This window comes from Chitinophaga sp. 9-1-y, from assembly GCF_059511905.2.
In genome coordinates, this window is sequence record NZ_CM197955.1 from 5,669,656 (window position 1) to 5,685,976 (window position 16,321).

Sequence of the window (16,321 nt, forward strand, 5' to 3'; positions counted from 1 at the left end):
ACTACCGTCTACCAACATATGAAAATAGCACCCCGGTATAAAAAGTGGTTCAAAATAGTGTTCATTCTCCTCGCGGCGAGGATCGTGTTCAGTATTTTGCTTTACTTCCTGGTGCAACATAAGTTTGTACGGATAGTACAATACATTGTTAACAAAGAATCCGGCGGCAACTACCAGTTTGATGCCAATAAAATAGACTTTTCGCTGTGGAACAGGAATATCATAGTGCATGACGCCCGGCTCACAGGTAAAGATACCGTGAATGTCAACGCGCATTACGACGTTAAGATACCCCGGATTTACTTATCCATACAGTCCTGGCGCGCCCTAATCCTGGATAAGAAACTGCTGGTAGATAGTCTTTCTGTGATCAGTCCTTCCCTGCTCATTCATGAACACACACCGCATGGTCCACGTCCGGAGAGCAGCTTCCAGCTTTCTTCCATCGTAGATCACCTGGAACAGGCCCTGCAATATGTAAATGCCCGCATTATACACCTGCAGGACGGATCACTGGTGTATAGCAAAGTGAATGGCCCGCCCCCCCTGCGCATGGATCATTTCAATTTTTCTATTCTCAACTTCTCTAAAGTCACCAGTTCCGATAATCATATTTTAGGCTCCGAGGATGTAGACTTTTCTTTCGATAACCAGCACTGGATCTTGCCGGATGGCAGGAATACCATTAGTTTCAAACGGCTGCACTTCTCTGGTAAAAAACAGGTATTCGAACTGGATTCGTGTATCCTTACCAGCGCACCAGACGCCAGCAAAGGAGAAATGTTCCTGCAGGCAGATAAATTTTACTTCAACGCCCGCCACCTGCCGGCTATTTATATGCGCCAGGAATTACTGATAGATACACTGGTATGTATACGCCCCGTATTACATCTTCCCGGCCACACGGCCAGCGAAAAAGAAAAAAGACAGGCGCTGGACAGCCTCCCCAATACCCTCTTCAGAAAAATAAATTTCAAATACATCGCTGTGAAAGATGGGGCCCTGGCGCTCAAAGGGCATGTGTCTACCGGCACCACGCAAAAAACTAATCTGCGCATCTATAACCTGACCATTGCCCACGATACCACACCCGGTATTACCACCGATAGCATCGCCCTCAACCTCAATAAAATAAAGTTCTATTCACTGGATAGCATGTTCCAGCTCAGCGTAGACGAATTTATACTGCAACGCAACGATGTTATTTTCAACAATGTAGAGTATGGCCCTACACCGCAAAACCATTCCGGCAAAGGACTCACCTTCACCGCTCCTTCGCTGCGACTGAATAATGTAAGCCTGGAAGACCTGCTGAGAAAGCACCTGAAAGCCACCAGTGCAGAACTGTTTTCGCCCCGTATCTCCCTGCTGACTAAGTCAAAAAAGAAAGCGAAAGGTAAACCCGCAGTGGATAGTCTCGCTATCAAGATGCCCGCCTTCTACCAAACATTACATGGCCTCAGTGTGCTGATCATGGTGAACAATTTCCGTATCACGGATGGAAACGTGAATTTAATATCTACCGGAAAAACACCTGTTACCCTGCAACTAAAAAATGTAAATACCGATATCCTTTTACACAATTTCTTTTTGAGTGATTCTTTGGTAGATATAAAGCACGCCATGCCCAACCTGCATATACGGGAAATGAGCGTGGCTACTACACCAGTCAATATCACCGTCAGCAATTATGCTTTTGATGGCACCCACCGGCATAACAAAGCTGATAAGTTGTTGGTATCACTCGCCAATGGCACCCGCATTACTGGTACGTCATTATACTGGGAAGTATTTGACTGGGATGTATTTCAGCAATCAAAGGATATCCAGGTAGATGTGATCCGCCTGGGCGCCCTGCAAATACAATTACAAAATCCCGTTGCTCAAAAACACGAAGCCCCCGGGGCATTACCGGTAATCCGCATCGCTAAACTGGACGTTGGTCCCACACAATTCAGCAGCAACAGTGCTTCACAGCAAAGTAGTTTTACTGCCGACAAAATTTCATTGCGCAACCTGCGTACCCTGCAACAATTTTTTACGTGGAGTACCGCATCAGCACAGCTCCGGCAGGTACAACACCACAGCCCACAAATGGACCTGGAAATAGCGGCGGTTTCGCTTAACAGCAACGGTACCACTACTGCCACGAATGCCAACGCCACCATTAATAACGGAAACGGTTATACTAAAATATCTTTGCCGGTGCTACAACTGCAAACAGGCATCCACAGCACTGACTTCAGTCACCTGAATATAGCGTCTGTTACGGCTGGTCAGGCTACCATCGATATCCGGAGCAAAGGGAAAACGGCAAAAAAAGCCAGGCAGGGAAAACCTTTGCAGGCAAGCATCGGACAACTAAACATCCGCGATGCCACCCTGCATTATATCACCATCAATGGGCAGGACAGCAGTCAGCTGCACACCCGTGTACAACTCTCTGCCAATAAACTGGCGCTGCATACCGGCAGTGAGCAGTTATTGCAATACGATCACATCAGAATGGCTGCCGTACCCTTACAATACCACACCAACAGCATCGACCTTTCCATTCCGCAACTATCACTGCAACTGCATCACGGACGCCTCCATAAAGGCCCGCTGCAATTACATTCCGGCGTAGCGGTACAATGGGACGAGGCACAGCTCGGGCTGCATAGGGGCGATACACTGGAGCTACTGGTCAATAAATTATCTGGTATGTTCAAAGACGCCGCATTCCAGTTCCGGCAACCACAAAAGCTCCCCTGGGAATCCTTCCTGGCTCATACAAGTATCAGCCAGGGTGGCTTATTTTACAAGAATAAACAGCTACATGCCAGCGTAGGCCACGTGCAGCTGGATACCGCCACGCAAACCCTGCAGCTGAACGACTTTAGCCTGGCGCCCAATCTCTCTGCAGAAGAAACCTTCAGGATCGCTCGCTGGCAGCGGGATTACATCACGGTAAAAGGCGACTCCCTCCAGCTGGCCGGTATCACCAACCGGCAACTTCCCGGTGATACCACACTGTATGTGCGGAAAATTACGGTGTCAAATACTTTGCTTACTACGGCCAGGGATAAACGAATTCCTTTTGAACATGGCATCGAAAAATTCATGCCCACCAAACTCATCAACACCTTGCCCATCGGGCTACAGGTGGATTCTATTGCTTTGCAACACAGCGCCGTTACAGTAAATGAATCTTCCAAATCTACCAATAAATGGGCGGCCGTTCCCATTACTGATATCAACGCGCTTATCACCGGCTTTGGTAATGTACACCCACATAACGATAGCCTGCGCGTTCAAGCCAGCGGCCACCTGCTGGGCAGTCCTATTCGTTACTTTTCGTATAACGAATCGTATGGCGATTCGTTATCAGGATTCAGGGCCCAGAGCTATCTCGCGCCGATGGACCTGAAGCGATTCAACGAAATAGCCGTTCCCATGGCAGCCGTGAAAGTAAGGAGAGGCTATGCCGATACCATCTACTCCAACTGGTCGGGAAATAAATACGCCACCCTTGGCGACATGAATTTTTATTACCGGCAACTGAATATACAGGTCCTCAATAAAAAAGACAGCACGCGGCAAGGCTTTATGGCCAACCTGAAAACCTGGCTGGCGAATATCATCCTCAGAAACAGCAACCAGCGGCCCACCAAAATGTTTTTTATCCGCGACCGGGAAAAATTCATCTTCAACTATTGGGTAAAAGCTGAAGCCTCGGGTATGGTGACGGCTGTAGGTGTGAAGAAAGACCGCAAGTACCTGAAGCGATACCGGAAGGTGGCAAAAAAATACGCCCTGCCTAAACGCTAACCGGGCCACCACCTGCTACACCAGCAGCAATACGGCAGTACCTGTCTCCCGAAAAAAACACGCCAACTGGCAGGGAATTATTGTGTAACCGCGGGTAAAATGCTATCTTCAACACATTCATTCTTTTAAACTATTTATCCGACATTTGTTACCCAATTTTAATCGATTATGAAAGTTTGCATTGCTGAAAAACCAAGTGTGGCAAGGGATATTGCAGAAGTGATCGGCGCGAAACAACGCAAAGATGGCTACTATGAGGGCAATGGCTACCAGGTAACCTGGACTTTCGGACATTTCTGTACCCTGAAAGAGCCACATGACTATTACGAGGGATGGAAGTTCTGGCGACTGGAAGATCTGCCCATGATACCACAAAGCTTCGGTATTAAGCTGATCGAAAACTCCGGCGTACAAAAGCAATTTAAGATTATAGAAACCCTGGTACAACAATGTGAAGAAGTGATTAACTGCGGGGATGCCGGCCAGGAAGGAGAACTCATACAACGCTGGGTACTGTTGAAAGCCAAATGCACCGCGCCCATTAAAAGACTCTGGATATCTTCGCTGACGACAGAAGCTATCCGCAATGGCTTTCTGCAGCTAAAAGCATCCGAACAATATAATAACCTGTATGCTGCCGGTAGCGCCCGCGCCATCGGCGACTGGCTACTGGGCATGAATGCCACCCGCCTGTTCACTAAAAAATTTGCACAGGGAAAAGTGGTATTATCTATCGGTCGCGTACAAACGCCCACCCTGGCCATGCTGGTGCAACGGCAAAAAGAAATCAACGCCTTTGTATCGGAAGACTACTGGGAGCTGAAAACCATATACCGGGATACTGAATTCACCGCCAGCATCGACCGGCTCAAAAGCCTCGATAAGGCAACAAAAGGACTGACCTACCTGAAAGAACATCCCTTTGAGATCACTTCTTTCGAAAAAAAAGATGGAAAAGAAGGCAATCCACGCCTGTTTGACCTCACGGCCCTGCAGGTGGAAGCGAACAAAAAATTTGGATTCTCGGCTGATGATACACTCAAATACATCCAAAACCTTTACGAGAAAAAGCTGACGACCTATCCCAGGGTAGATACCACTTACCTGTCGGAAGACCTGCACCCGAAAATTGCCGGCATCTTAACGGATATGACGCCCTACGCCGCACTGATTGCGCCCATACTGGCTAATCCTATCCCTAAGCTGAAAACCGTGTTCGATGATAAAAAGGTAACGGATCACCATGCCATCATCCCTACCGGTATGCACCCCGGTGGCCTGCCACTGGAAGAAAAACGGATCTACGACCTGGTAGCCCGCCGCTTTATCGCCGCCTTCTACCCGGAATGTAAAATCTCCAATACCACCGTGCTCGGTAAAGTAGGACAAGTACCATTTAAAGTAACAGGTAAACAAATATTGGAACCCGGCTGGAAAGAAGTGTATGCGAATGATGTAAAAGAGAAAAAAGAAGGGGAAGAAGACGAAGAAAAAATACTCCCGCACTTCGAACCTGGCGAAACCGGGCCACATACACCCCGCATCCACCAGGGGAAAACCACTCCGCCCAAAGCCTTCACAGAAGCCAGTTTGCTGAGAGCTATGGAAACCGCCGGTAAACAGGTAGATGATGAGGAAATGCGGGAGCTGCTGAAAGACAACGGTATTGGCCGCCCCTCTACCCGCGCCAACATTATTGAAACACTGTTCCGCAGAAAATATATAGAAAAGAAAAAGAAGAATATCTATGCCACCCAAACAGGTATAGACCTCATTGATACCATACAAACAGAATTGCTCAAAAGCCCGGAGCTAACGGGGCAATGGGAACGTAAACTTCGCCTCATTGAAAAAGGCGAATATGCCATGGACACCTTCAAGGATGAACTAATCCAAATGGTGGTAGACCTGACCAAAGAAGTAAAAACATCCAACTATAAGTTTATCACCGTGGCGCCCGATCCGCCACCAGTACCACCGGAAAAGGAAAAGAAACCGAAAGCACCCAAACCGAAAAAAGCAGTGGTAATAGCAGAAATGCAATGCCCGAAATGCAAAACACATTTGCTCAAAAAAGGTAATACCGCCTACGGCTGCGCGAACTTTTCGGAATGTGGATTCAAGCTTCCTTTTGAACTGCTGGGCAAGAAACTCAATGAGAAACAAGTAGCCGATCTGATTACCAAAGGTAAAACCGGCAAAATAAAAGGGCTTAAAGTTCCCGGCAGCAACGAAGAAAAAGAAGGGAAGCTGGTGTTGGGGCCAGATTTTAATGTGGGAATAGAGTAGGATTTTTGTCTTTTTCAGGATTATACTGATTTTACTGATTTTATTTTTTGATTTATGGGAGATAACAATAATTATCTTCTTTAACCTTTTAATACAAAATCAGTATAATCAGTATAATCCTGGGAAAGACAAATCCACAGGTCGTTACGCTTCAATAGCGGTATTCACCGTCACTTCTTTCCACGTTTCCAATTGTTCTTTTAGCATCTCCATTTTCTGGTAAGCCATATTGTAGGCATCTTCTCCCAGGAATAAATGCAGCGGTGCATTTTCCACTCCTGCTACGTCAATCAATGCAGCAATTGCTTTTTCGGGATCACCGGCCTGGTTGCCATGAATCTGGTGCTGATGTGCATTTTGCACTTCGCGTACAGACAGATAAGCATCAATAGGCTGTGCTGGTATGGCCAGCGAGCCGGCAGACAAGAACTCTGTTCTGAAATAACCTGGTGATACAATGGTTACCTTAATACCGAATGGCTTTACTTCCTCAGATAAAGATTCTGATAATCCATCTACCGCAAATTTGGTAGCGCAATAGATACCGAAACCGGGGAACATACCGGTAAAGCCCGCAATAGAGGAAATATTGAAGATGTGTCCGGATTGTTGTTTCCGCATCTGTGGCAATACTGCACGGGTAACATTGAGCAGGCCAAATACATTCACATCGAAGCTGGCGCGTACTTCCGCATCGGAAGTTTCTTCCAGGGCGCCTACCTGACCGTAGCCGGCATTATTTACCAACACATCGATGCCTCCAAACTGGCTGATGGTAGCAGATACCGCTGCTTTCACGCTGTTTTCATCTGTCAGGTTTACTGACAGTGGCAGAAAATTAGCATGATTGGCTACTTTGCGAAGGTCATCCAGGCTGCGGGAAGTAGCCGCTACTTTGTGTCCCTGTTGCAATAATTGTAAAACGAGTGAGCGTCCTAATCCTTTCGAAGCGCCCGTTACAAACCATATCTTGTTGTCCATGATCTTTTGTGTTTTAATTTGTTGACACAAAAGTAGATCAGGAATTAGTACCGGTTCTTACGCGAATCAAACCAATGATTGCAAAATTCAAACAATCCTGAAAGCGCCCGGTGTAATGCTGGTTTGCTTTTTGAAAAAATTATTGAAATGCGCCGGTTCTTCAAAGCCCAGGGCATAGCTGATCTCAGAAATATTCCAATTGGTATGTTTCAGCAAGGCTTTGGCTTCACTGGTCATACGTTCTGCAATATGGGCAGTAGTGGTTTTACCCGTAGTATCACGGATGGCACGGTTCAGGTGGTTCACGTGTACAGACAATTGCTGTGCAAAATCGCTGGCAGATCTGAAGGTAAATCGCTGAGAAGGCGATTCAATGGGAAACTGTCTTTCCAGTAAATCAGTAAAAACGGCCGTGATACGGGACTTCGCATCAGCGTGCTGGTAAAGCACTTCTGAGGGCTGCATTTTGAGGGCATAGTGAATTATTTCTGTCAGGTAATTCCGCAGTAAGTCGTATTTATATACATAGTCGGAATTGATTTCTGTCAGCATTTTCTCATAAAGCCGTGATACTTCCTGGTCCTGTTCTTCCGTCAGCGGGTAAGATGGGATTCCTCCGGGCGCCATCATGGGCAGGTTGTGGAGGTGATCCCGGCTGGCGTGCGTAAAGAAGGATTCGCGGAAGATGCAGAAATAGCCAGGAGTCTGGCCCGACAAAGGCTCCCAGGCATACGGTACCTGCGGATTGGAGAAAAACAGCGTAGTTCCTTTGAGTTCCAGTGTTTTATCTGCATAGTGAAAAAGATTATGTCCTCTCACCAAACTTACCTTATAAAAGTCACGACGGCTATACTTCACTACCATCTTTCCGCTTTCGTCGTAAATACAGTCCCCCATACGAAACACATTAAAGTGTCCGAGGTCCTGGTCCAGTTTTTCAGGAACCGCATTGAACTTTTTCTGGTAAAATGCCTGTAATGTTTCTGTCTTTAACATCTACCGAAGTTACAAAATTCAATGCGGTTTTCTTCCAGGCCCTTCATATAACATCATAGCTTTCTGCTTTTTGCTTTCTGCTTTCTGCTTTCTGCTCATCAGCAGGCCAGCACCAGTTCTTCAGGATCGCGGAATTTACGTTCGCTGCTTTTAATAGGTACGTCGTTAATGGCGGCCAGGCGGCGTTGCATGAGTCCGTCGGCATTAAAATCCCATAGCTCGTTGCCATAAGAGCGGAACCAGTTACCGGCGTGGTCATGCCATTCGTATTCAAAACATACGGCAATGTGGTTATCATTAAAGCTCCAGAGTTCTTTTTTCAAACGGTAGTCCAGTTCTTTTTCCCATTTTTTGGTAAGAAAGGCCACTACTTCTTCACGGCCGTTAATGAACTGATCGCGGTTGCGCCATGCGGTGTCTTTCGTGTATACCAGCGATACTTTCTGCGGATCTTTACTGTTCCAGGCATCTTCAGCCAATTGTACTTTTTGCAGGGCGGTTTCGCGCGTAAATGGCGGGAGGGGAAATTTCTGTTCCATGAGTATAAAATTTAGATAATTAAAAATCAGATAGATCGTTCTGTCTATTTATATGGGTAAAAAAAAGATGCGCCTGCATCTTATATTAAAGCCAGTGCCATGGCTTTTGCTTCCTGTACCGGCCACTGGTGCCGATATAGCTGGCTTTCCACGATGGCAGATTCAAACAGCAGGTACACATGATCCTTCACTCCTTGTTTCTCTTTATGGAGAATATCGCCGAGGAAAGCCCGCAGGTCTTTTTTATGATCCTGGATCACGGCCAGCACCGCTGTATCTTTCTCCGTGGTTTCTGACAGTACATTCAGAAATGCACAGCCCCGGAAATGTTCTTTTTCATTGTTACTGGCCAGGAAATCGAAGGCCGCCTGGATTTTCTCCTTCGGCTTGCTACCTTTATCAGTAAACGTTTTTAAACCGCCCATCCAGTCGGTATGGCGTTGGTGCAGAAATGCCAGTAACAGCGACTCCTTGGATTCGTAGTGCAGGTACAGGCTGGCCCGCGCCACACCCGCTTCCGCCAGCACCTGGTTGATGCCCGTAGCATGGTAGCCCTGCTGATAAAACAACTGTGTGGCCGTATCCAATAAACGCTGCTTCGGATCGCTTATCTTCTTTTTCATGACACAAAGATATATAAAAATAGACAGATCGATCTATCTTTTTTTTTATTTTTTCAAATTTGATAAGCAGGATCTTTCCGGATGATTTCTACCCCCTTCTTCCCGGCTATGATAGCTGCATGCGCCATATTATAGAAAAGAGAGGTTTCCAGGATACCAGGAATTTCCTTTAAACGTTGATTGAGGCTATCTAACGGCGGGAAAGAACGGAACCAGACATCGATGAGTAAGTTCCCATTTTCTGTAATAACGGCGCCGTCTTTTTTACTGCCCATCCGGATCACGGGGTTGGCGAGGGAGAACAGGTGCTTCAGTTGTTGTAATACAAAGGGTACGGCATCGGGGATGACTTCAATCACTACCGGGAACGTGGTATATAGCTGCGCTACATATTTAGATCCATCTCCCAGCAGGATAAACTTATCTGCCATGGCGGCCAGCAGCTTTTCACGGGTGTGGATACCACCACCACTTTTCAGGGCATTCAGCTGGTGATCGAACTGATCGCAGCCATCAAAGTAAATATCCAGCCTGGATACGGCATTGATCTCTTTTACCTGGAAATCGTGTTCCAACAGGAGCTGCCGGGTACTAAAAGAAGAAGTAACCAACGTGATACTTTTCGCCAGGGCGACCTCTTCTTTTAAAAAATTGACCAGGTGCGCAATGGTACTACCCGCACCTATGCCTATTAACTGAGCGGGTTTTATAAAGTCTAATGCCGCCTTTGCAGCCACTTGCTTCAGATCTTCCATATCCAGAATATTGAATGGTAAAGATCAGCTTTTTTTGTCTTGTTCAGGATTAGACTGATTAGACTGATTTTTTTTGAGTAAGAAGATTTTAGAAGATTCGGGGAGATTTGAGCAAATAATTTTGCTTAAATCTCCCCGAATCTTTTAAAATCAAAAAATAAAAAATCAGTCTAATCAGTCTAATCCTGAATAAGACAAAAAATCGCGTTAAACCGCTATCTTATAGCGCATCCCTTTTTTCGTGTTAAAGCTTAGCACGCCATTTTTATACTGATGAGACACCACCGCGCCAGCAGCATCCTTTACCCGCGCTGTTTCCGGCAGTACTAACCGGCAGGGCTGTCCACTACCAGACAGGATAGATACTTCCTGCACCGCTTTATTCTTCCAGCTGAAATCCACGGCGAAATCGTTGACAGCCTTCAGTCCTTTGATACGACCGGCTGCAAACTGTTCCCCATCTGGCAGTGCAGGCAATAAACGAATGATATTTTCCCTGCCATGGCTTTGTAGCAACATTTCGGCGATACCGGCAGTAGCACCAAGGTTGCCATCTATCTGAAACGGCGGATGTGCACAGAAAAGATTTGCATAAGTACCAGCGCCGGAATTCATCTGGATATCGCTACCTGCGGCGGCAGGCACCCATAATTCTTTCAGCATCTTATAGGCATGGTTGCCATCTCCCAGGCGGGCCCAGAACGCCACTTTCCAGGCGCGCGACCAGCCGGTACCACCGTCACCCCGTCTGTTGAGGGTTGTTTGTGCAGCCGTTGCCATTTCCGGGGTATCCCAGGGCGTAATTTCATCGTAAGGATACAGGCCATATAACGGAGACACATGGCGGTGATGTGGGTCTGCTTCTTTATAATCTACCAGCCATTCCTGCACCCCACCGGTAGAGGGACTGATTTGATTAGGCGCCAGTTTCGACAACACTACCTTCAGGCTATCCGCCCAGGCTTTATCCGTTTGCAGGATACGCGCTGCTTCCAGGTTAGCCCCCAGCAGGTCCCGGCAAATCTGCATATCCATGGTAGGCCCCATACAGGTTGATCCTGTCTGGCCGTTAGGCAATATGTAAGAATTTTCCGGTGAGTTGGAAGGCGCGGTGACCAGCCATTGATGAGAAGGCTCAGTAATCAGGATCTCCTTAAAGAACGCAGCAGCCCCTTTTAATACCGGGTATACTTCTTTCAAAAACTGTTTATCGTTGGTATACTGGTAATGTTTCCAGAGATGGGAAGCTACCCAGGCGCCGCCTGTTAATGCTGATCCCCAGTCGGCTCCTTCGCCCGGAGAAGTAAATCCCCATGGATTATAGATCACATGGGCCATCCAGCCATCTGCGTTGTAATAGGTACGTGCAGTGTGCTGACCAAATTTTGCCATCTGTTGGGCCAATGCAAACATCGGCTGGTGGCAGTCGGATAAATTCGTCACTTCTGCCGGCCAGTAATTCATTTCCACATTAATATCGAGGTGATAATCGCCGTTCCAGGGAGTCTGGTATTCTTCTGCCCATAACCCCTGCAAGTTAGCCGGCATGCCCCCTTTGCGGGAAGAGCTGATCAGCAGGTAGCGACCAAAATTAAAATAAAGTGATACCAATGAAGCATCTTTTTCCCCCTGCTGCAAACGCTGTAAGCGATCAATAGTAGCCAGGCTTTTCACTGCCTCATTGCTGTTATCGGTAAAAGACAGCTGGCAGCGGTTGAAGAGTGCCGCGTAATCCTTTACATGCGCTTTTACCATGGCAGGCCATGGCACAGTAGCTGCTTTCGTGATGTCGGCCACCGTTTTTTGCAGCGGATCCGCACCTCTTTTTTCTACATGGGGCCAGTTTAAATCTGTATGGGCTCCTATCAACAGCAGGCATTCGTCTGCGCCGTTAATCGTGATCTGATTGTTATGGATGGTTTTAGTGCCTCCTTTAGGTAATACTTTCAGTACAGCGGCATACTTTACTCCCTCATCGTCATTGCCACCGTTCAAAGCACCGCGCATGATTACATCGCCATTGGCAATACTCATATTGGCCCTCTCCCGGCGATACAGCCCTGTAGTAAAGGACAAGCCACCCGGCTTGCTGGCCACCAAACGTACTACAGTTACCTGTTGCGGTGCAGACACCAACACTTCTTCTTTGTAGGCAACCCCATTTTTCTCCCAGCTAACAGTACTGATGGCACTATCCAGTTTCAGCTGACGCTGATAATTACGTACAGCCGACACCGTATCTTTCCACTGGATGAAAAGATCACCGAGTGTCTGGTAACAGCCGAACTTCACATTGGCGCCATTACCGCTGCCGGAGCCGGGGCCCTGGCAAATAAAATATTGCTGCAGCATTTGCTGCGCTTCAATATTTTTACCTTGTAGCAGTAGTTGCTGGATTTTAGGGAGATAGGGCGCTGCGGCTTTACTATCCGCATCCTGGACACCACCGCTCCACATAGAAATTTCATTCAATACAATCCGTTCCCGGTTAGTATTCCCGAAAACCATGGCCCCTAAGCGGCCATTGCCCAATGGAGCGGATGCAGTAAAATGGGCCGCCGGTTCGCTGAAACGAACCGTTACATCTGATTGCGCCGACAAGGTCAGTGCGCCTAATAAACATACAGTTTGTAATGTGGAATATAGCTTGCAGTTCATGTGCATCAAGATATATAAAATCCTGCTGCAGTGAAAGCCCCGGGCGACAATTGCGAATTACCCATTAGCAAATGTGAATTTTGTATTTGACCGGGAATAGCGCTATCCCGGTCGCAGGCATTTTTTGTAATACTGTTTATCTATTCAGGATGCTTTGTTATCCATTGGGGGATTATGCTTCTGCTACTTTTATTTCATAACGACTGGCATTGTGCAGCGGGTGTACCGGACGCTGTGTGCGGATTCCCCAGGCATCTGTAAAACAGGCGCCGTAGTAAAAGATCAGGGAAGAATAAAACATAAAAAGCAATAATAACACAGTAGATGCCGATGCACCATAAATACTGTTAATACTGCTGTAGTTAAGCATCACCTTTAGGATGGCTTTACCGATATTAAACAGTACGCTGGTCACCAATGCACCGGTAAGCCCTACTTTCCAGCGGGGGCGGCCATCTGGTAAGAAATGAAAAACCAGGAAGAACCAGATCATCACAATAATCACGGAGATCACATAGTTAAGTGCGCTGTCGTAATAGATACCCACCGCCGGCAGATATGCATTGATATACTTGCCCAGGAAGGTACGGGCCGCATCTGCTACCAGGTCGATGATAAACAAGAGCCCGGCGAAAATAATGATCAACACCCCTTTTAACCGGGATAGCATGATTTGTGCGAAGTTTGCTTTATGTGTGGCTTTTATTTTCCACAACTCATTCAGGGAGCCTTTGATGATTTTAAACAATGTGGTGGCCACAAACAACAAAAAAATGAAACCGGCAATAGCAATGATCCAGCTCTGTGCCATACTGCGGAATGCCCGGAGTGTTTGCAGAATAGCCTCCGCTGTTTCCGTACCGAACATCCCTTCCAGCTGGGCCTGTAAGCGTCTGCCGGCATGATGTATCCGAAAAATAATACGTAGTAATTGTATCAGGATAATGAGAATAGCTGGCAGGGCAAACGTAGTAAAAAAGGCCGTGGCACCAGCCATACGCAACGGGTCGTTCGCCTGTAATACTTTATATGCATCTTTAAACGAAAGCAGAAATAACTGCCAACGGGGTATTATTTTCTCTGTTGTAATGGTTTCCATGCCTGCCCTATTCGGGCCCAATTTACTGATTAATTTCCTTTAGTAAGGGTATCCGCATCGAAATGACTAACTTTATGTAGCATGGACGCGCATATCTACATACCCAAGAATGAACTGGCAGAAGCCATCGACTATATGTGGTACCATGAGGCCGCAACGGTAAAATTAAAAGCTTATAATATTCCATTCCTTCACCAGGAACTGATTATTAATTTAGGCGAACATTTTTCTATTACCCGTCAACAGCTGCGATTTGGTTATCCACGCACTGGCGGTGTTACGGGTGTACATGTACAACCCACCATTACCAGGGTGCAAGGACATTATGCCGCACTGGGAATTATGTTAAAGCCTTTTGGATTGTATCGCCTGTTTGGTATTTCAGCAGCAAAATTGTGTGGACAACCATTGACACTTCCAGTCATCTGGGGAGAAGCGGCATATCCATTATTGACGGAGTTGGAAAACATTTCCGCTCCGCAGCAAAAAATCAAAGCACTGGAAGCATTCCTGCTACGCATGGCACAGCCGCAAATCATACCGGAAGAAATACAGACGTTACAGGTAGGACCGGTTTTACACAAAGGACATATTAAATCGCAGATTTCTGATACACTGATTTCTTCCAAAAAATTTATCAACACCAGCAGTACGGTGCTGGGCTTAACCCCTAAAAAATATACCCACCTGTTATTGGTGAATGCAGCGCTTAAACAAATTGCGGAGCACCCGGAAATACCATTAACATCAGTGGCTTATGATAATGGTTTCTATGACCAGGCACATTTCATACGCATATTTAAAGCTTTTGCCGGGATTACGCCATCCGCTTACAGGTTGGCAGTGCGGGCAGAACGGGTACCGGCTACTTTTCCGAATACTATCTTCCTGCAATAAAAAAGCCCTACTACAAAATAGTAAGGCTATTAATCACTTGAGGGGGAGTAACAATAGGTAGTATAATAGTTGGTTTTAATATCCGCCGAAAGGAGGCGTTCTGAAAGGCACCCATTCTGCAATTTTGTCGATGCTTACTTCAATAGATGCTACTCTCAGCTCCAGCACATCAAACCGGTGCTCCATTTTTTCTTCCAGTACATCGATTCTTTCCTCCACGGCGTCGAAGCGCTTGTCCATAGCATCCATCCGAAGATCCATTCCATCGAAGCGACGATCCATTGCATCGAAGCGCTCGTCTACAGCGTTAAAGCGTTCGTCTACAGCGTTGAAGCGTTCGTTTACAGCGTTAAAGCGCTCGTCTACAGCGTTAAAGCGTTCGTCTACAGCGTTAAAGCGTTCATCTACAGCATCAAAACCTGCTACAATCACTTGTTCCAATCTTCCGAAAAGTTTCAAAACGTCTTGTGTTTCCATGTTATTTAGAAATTTTGGTTCTTCAAATTTAGCAGGAAAAAAAACATGGAAAAGCACATGATATCAGATATTTTTTATTGCACTATTATCCCGCAAAACTGTTTATCATACTGACTTTCAACCGATCAAAACAACAGGAAATTTTGTACAATTTTCACATTCGTTTATACTTCACCTTTGCATAAAAAGCAAATGAGAAAACTGAAAATCTATACCGCGGTGAGTCTCGACGGATACATTGCTACCAAAGATGGAAAAATTGATTGGCTGACGAGCTTTCCCAACCCGGAAGGAACAGATTACGGCTATGCCGCGTTCCTGAAAGAAATTGATACAACGCTCATGGGTAACAATACTTACAAGCATGTATTAACCCTGAGCGAAAGCTATCCTTATCCGAATAAAATCAATTACGTTTTTACCCGCAGCAACCATGAAACAGATACGGAGTATGTAAAATTCATCAACAGCGATATAGCTGCGTTTGTAAGTAACCTGAAAGCCGCAGCGGGCAAAGATATCTGGCTGGCTGGTGGTGGACAACTAAATGGTGCGTTGCTACAAGCCGATTTGGTAGATGAGATGATTTTACACGTAATACCGGTGGTATTGGGAGATGGATTACCATTGTTTGGCGGCATTCTGATGGAGAAAGTGTTTCAGATGGTAGATACAAAGCCTTACACCAGTGGGGTGTTGGAATTGCGTTATGTAAGCTTTTAGCCATTAGCTTTTAGCAAATGCAGTGAAAAACATGCTCCATGTTATTCTCCGCTGCATTTGCTAAAAGCTAATAGCTAATAGCTAAAAGCTTACTTCACCATCTGCGCCACTCCCTGGCCAAATGACCAGCCGGCCACATCATTTTCTACCAGGATAATGACCACATCATTGATACTGACTGGCGTGGCAGCTGCTATCCGGGTAGCAATACTTTTATACAGTGCCTGCTTTTGTTCCACCGTTCTGCCGGCTTTTGCGGTAATGCGTATGTACAGCAGGTTATCTGTATGCGGTACATCAAAGTAGCTGGAGGGATAGAGGATATCGCCGGGCTGCATCGTATGAATGACCTGGAAATAATCGTCTGCAGGCACATGGAAGTGTTCCTCCAGGCTATGATGTACGGCAAGGGAAATATCTTTTTTATGGCTGGCGGTGAGCTGCGCACCGAGATAGATTTGTACGAAAGGCATA

The 16,321-nt window shown here is 46.4% G+C and carries 13 protein-coding genes; 4 read left to right on the forward strand and 9 right to left on the reverse strand.

Annotation, left to right across the window (positions count from 1 at the left end; genetic code table 11):
* Nucleotides 1–18: 18 nt before the first annotated feature.
* Nucleotides 19–3,810: a hypothetical protein gene (locus tag AC5ZC7_RS22260; protein WP_496158841.1), complete on the forward strand. Its 3,792-nt coding sequence runs from the start codon at nt 19–21 to the stop codon at nt 3,808–3,810.
* A 168-nt stretch (nt 3,811–3,978) separates the two neighbouring features.
* Nucleotides 3,979–6,099, forward strand: a complete 2,121-nt coding sequence (locus AC5ZC7_RS22265) for a DNA topoisomerase 3 (protein ID WP_496158840.1) — start codon at nt 3,979–3,981, stop codon at nt 6,097–6,099.
* A gap of 144 nt (nt 6,100–6,243) precedes the next feature.
* On the opposite strand, the gene AC5ZC7_RS22270 is transcribed toward AC5ZC7_RS22265, so the two are convergent.
* The 7 genes from AC5ZC7_RS22270 to AC5ZC7_RS22300 form a co-directional block, all read right to left on the reverse strand.
* A complete protein-coding gene (locus tag AC5ZC7_RS22270; RefSeq protein ID WP_496158839.1) occupies nt 6,244–7,080 on the reverse strand; it encodes an oxidoreductase in 837 nt (278 codons plus the stop codon).
* 87 nt (nt 7,081–7,167) lie between these two features.
* Nucleotides 7,168–8,076 (reverse strand): helix-turn-helix domain-containing protein, encoded by a 909-nt coding sequence (locus AC5ZC7_RS22275; RefSeq protein ID WP_496158838.1) that lies wholly within the window; start codon nt 8,074–8,076, stop codon nt 7,168–7,170.
* Nucleotides 8,077–8,174: 98 nt separating this feature from the next.
* Nucleotides 8,175–8,615 carry a DUF1348 family protein gene (locus AC5ZC7_RS22280; RefSeq protein WP_496158837.1) on the reverse strand — a complete coding sequence of 147 codons (441 nt, stop codon included), beginning with the start codon at nt 8,613–8,615 and terminating at the stop codon, nt 8,175–8,177.
* 80 nt (nt 8,616–8,695) lie between these two features.
* Entirely contained in the window at nt 8,696–9,238 is a 543-nt protein-coding gene (locus AC5ZC7_RS22285) for a TetR family transcriptional regulator (protein ID WP_496158836.1), read from the reverse strand.
* Between the two features lie 53 nt (nt 9,239–9,291).
* Complete coding sequence (gene rpiA, locus AC5ZC7_RS22290; RefSeq protein ID WP_496158835.1) at nt 9,292–9,993, reverse strand: ribose-5-phosphate isomerase RpiA; 702 nt, start codon at nt 9,991–9,993, stop codon at nt 9,292–9,294.
* A 207-nt stretch (nt 9,994–10,200) separates the two neighbouring features.
* Nucleotides 10,201–12,651 carry a glycosyl hydrolase family 95 catalytic domain-containing protein gene (locus tag AC5ZC7_RS22295; protein WP_496158834.1) on the reverse strand — a complete coding sequence of 817 codons (2,451 nt, stop codon included), beginning with the start codon at nt 12,649–12,651 and terminating at the stop codon, nt 10,201–10,203.
* Nucleotides 12,652–12,823: 172 nt separating this feature from the next.
* On the reverse strand, nt 12,824–13,750 hold the full coding sequence (locus tag AC5ZC7_RS22300) for a YhjD/YihY/BrkB family envelope integrity protein (RefSeq protein WP_496158833.1): 927 nt from the start codon (nt 13,748–13,750) through the stop codon (nt 12,824–12,826).
* An 81-nt stretch (nt 13,751–13,831) separates the two neighbouring features.
* Here AC5ZC7_RS22300 and AC5ZC7_RS22305 point away from each other — a divergent pair, with 81 nt between their 5' ends.
* A complete protein-coding gene (locus tag AC5ZC7_RS22305; protein ID WP_496158832.1) occupies nt 13,832–14,647 on the forward strand; it encodes a helix-turn-helix domain-containing protein in 816 nt (271 codons plus the stop codon).
* A gap of 75 nt (nt 14,648–14,722) precedes the next feature.
* Here the strand turns inward: AC5ZC7_RS22305 and AC5ZC7_RS22310 are convergent, their stop codons facing one another.
* Complete coding sequence (locus tag AC5ZC7_RS22310; protein WP_496158831.1) at nt 14,723–15,124, reverse strand: hypothetical protein; 402 nt, start codon at nt 15,122–15,124, stop codon at nt 14,723–14,725.
* A 192-nt stretch (nt 15,125–15,316) separates the two neighbouring features.
* On the opposite strand from AC5ZC7_RS22310, the gene AC5ZC7_RS22315 reads away from it, so the two are divergent.
* Nucleotides 15,317–15,847 carry a dihydrofolate reductase family protein gene (locus AC5ZC7_RS22315; protein ID WP_496158830.1) on the forward strand — a complete coding sequence of 177 codons (531 nt, stop codon included), beginning with the start codon at nt 15,317–15,319 and terminating at the stop codon, nt 15,845–15,847.
* Between the two features lie 89 nt (nt 15,848–15,936).
* On the opposite strand, the gene AC5ZC7_RS22320 is transcribed toward AC5ZC7_RS22315, so the two are convergent.
* On the reverse strand, nt 15,937–16,320 hold the full coding sequence (locus tag AC5ZC7_RS22320; RefSeq protein ID WP_496158829.1) for a tautomerase family protein: 384 nt from the start codon (nt 16,318–16,320) through the stop codon (nt 15,937–15,939).
* Nucleotide 16,321: the final 1 nt, after the last annotated feature.

Bases quoted from the DNA above. Each gene is read 5' to 3' on its own strand.
- AC5ZC7_RS22285 (WP_496158836.1), bottom strand. From the start codon at position 9,238: ATGAAAAAGAAGATAAGCGATCCGAAGCAGCGTTTATTGGATACGGCC.
- AC5ZC7_RS22280 (WP_496158837.1), bottom strand. From the start codon at position 8,615: ATGGAACAGAAATTTCCCCTCCCGCCATTTACGCGCGAAACCGCCCTG.
- AC5ZC7_RS22305 (WP_496158832.1), top strand. From the start codon at position 13,832: ATGGACGCGCATATCTACATACCCAAGAATGAACTGGCAGAAGCCATC.
- AC5ZC7_RS22265 (WP_496158840.1), top strand. From the start codon at position 3,979: ATGAAAGTTTGCATTGCTGAAAAACCAAGTGTGGCAAGGGATATTGCA.
- AC5ZC7_RS22275 (WP_496158838.1), bottom strand. From the start codon at position 8,076: ATGTTAAAGACAGAAACATTACAGGCATTTTACCAGAAAAAGTTCAAT.
- rpiA (WP_496158835.1), bottom strand. From the start codon at position 9,993: ATGGAAGATCTGAAGCAAGTGGCTGCAAAGGCGGCATTAGACTTTATA.
- AC5ZC7_RS22295 (WP_496158834.1), bottom strand. From the start codon at position 12,651: ATGAACTGCAAGCTATATTCCACATTACAAACTGTATGTTTATTAGGC.
- AC5ZC7_RS22260 (WP_496158841.1), top strand. From the start codon at position 19: ATGAAAATAGCACCCCGGTATAAAAAGTGGTTCAAAATAGTGTTCATT.
- AC5ZC7_RS22320 (WP_496158829.1), bottom strand. From the start codon at position 16,320: ATGCCTTTCGTACAAATCTATCTCGGTGCGCAGCTCACCGCCAGCCAT.
- AC5ZC7_RS22315 (WP_496158830.1), top strand. From the start codon at position 15,317: ATGAGAAAACTGAAAATCTATACCGCGGTGAGTCTCGACGGATACATT.
- AC5ZC7_RS22310 (WP_496158831.1), bottom strand. From the start codon at position 15,124: ATGGAAACACAAGACGTTTTGAAACTTTTCGGAAGATTGGAACAAGTG.
- AC5ZC7_RS22300 (WP_496158833.1), bottom strand. From the start codon at position 13,750: ATGGAAACCATTACAACAGAGAAAATAATACCCCGTTGGCAGTTATTT.
- AC5ZC7_RS22270 (WP_496158839.1), bottom strand. From the start codon at position 7,080: ATGGACAACAAGATATGGTTTGTAACGGGCGCTTCGAAAGGATTAGGA.